Origin of the sequence: Sphingobacterium sp. UBA1897, assembly GCF_002337775.1 — a bacterium.
Taxonomy (GTDB): Bacteria; Bacteroidota; Bacteroidia; order Sphingobacteriales; family Sphingobacteriaceae; genus Sphingobacterium; species Sphingobacterium siyangense.
In genome coordinates, this window is the sequence record NZ_DDGR01000018.1 from 1 (window position 1) to 1244 (window position 1244).

Genomic DNA, 1244 nt, shown 5'->3' on the forward strand with positions numbered 1-1244 from the left:
TTCCGTATTTCCATGTACAGGCTATTGCATATCCTCCGCCTTTCGGTTATCGCAGCACTAAGCTTGAGTTTACTGTATGATAATTTTCTAGTGCTAAAACTTGAACAAGCGAATTAAGCCTATTGTAACTCATTCTACTTACTTAATGTAGAATTACTGGTATGGCTTTATATAAACAAAATGCATACGTATGATCTTCTTAGTGAGAGTATTGTTGACGTTATCAAATTCGCAAACCGATAACGTTCGTTTTGCCGAGCAGGAATGAGGTCATAAAACTAGTAATAGAGAAGTCCAAGTTTAGAACATTTATATGGAATTTTAACTTAAATATTTATAATTTTTTACTTAATATTCCATATGCCTCGGGATGTTCAAAACATGAGCAATGAGACAATTATAATACGCTACCTATAGATATTTAAGTTAAATGTTTAATTTTTTTAATGTTTTGCAGGTGGTAAAGTGAATTATTGGAATGAATTGTATATTTGTGGATATTAACTTATATAATGAAAAAGGCTAAATTATTAATGTTGGGCCAAATGATGGCAGTTATTGCTCTACTTATATTTTCCGAAACACTTTGTGCTCAAAAGAAATCTAATAATACAGATTATATTGTTTTCATGAATGGAGATAGCTTATATGGGAAAATTTCTTCAGTTACGGATAGTAAATTGTCATGGCGTGATGGAGATACGCAGATGGATTTTTTTCCAGACCAAGTTTTTCGTGTTTATCAAAATAGTAAAAGCAAAATTTTCGTGCCTTCTCATATCGAAACAGGGCTAGAAAAGGTTAAAAATACAAAACCTCAGATTTTTCGGATTAATAAAGAAAAATCAGAGGAATTAAGATTTGCTGAATTAATTCTGGATGGTGAAATAATGGTCTATTATTTTAAAAGCTCTAGCTTGGCGGTGGGAGGTGGAACCTCTGGACCTATTCTCGGTTTCACGACAACGAAATATTGGTGTGCTCTTAAGCGTTCTTCTGGGGAGATAATTGAATTGAATGATGTTGTAAAAGATATTTTGGGGAATGATGTAAAACAAAGGGCTAAAGCGCTATCAGCATTAATAGAAGATGAACCAACCATATTAAAGCAATTTCAGCTTGAAAGAAAATATAGTTACGAGTTGTTTTTAAATTATATAAAAAAGTATAATGAAGCTAGGTTATCTAAAGAAAATGGGGCCAGCATCGTTTCGGAACGTATAATATATTAGCTTATTGGCGTC

1 protein-coding gene is annotated in these 1244 nt (G+C 32.4%); it reads left to right on the plus strand.

Annotation, left to right across the window (positions count from 1 at the left end; all coding sequences use genetic code 11):
- Positions 1 to 512: 512 nt before the first annotated feature.
- Entirely contained in the window at positions 513 to 1232 is a 720-nt protein-coding gene (locus B4N43_RS08320) for a hypothetical protein (RefSeq protein ID WP_286734100.1), read from the plus strand.
- Positions 1233 to 1244 lie beyond the last annotated feature (12 nt).

What these genes read in the sequence shown, in the direction of transcription:
- B4N43_RS08320 (WP_286734100.1), top strand. Translation starts at nt 513, where the DNA reads ATGAAAAAGGCTAAATTATTAATGTTGGGCCAAATGATGGCAGTTATT.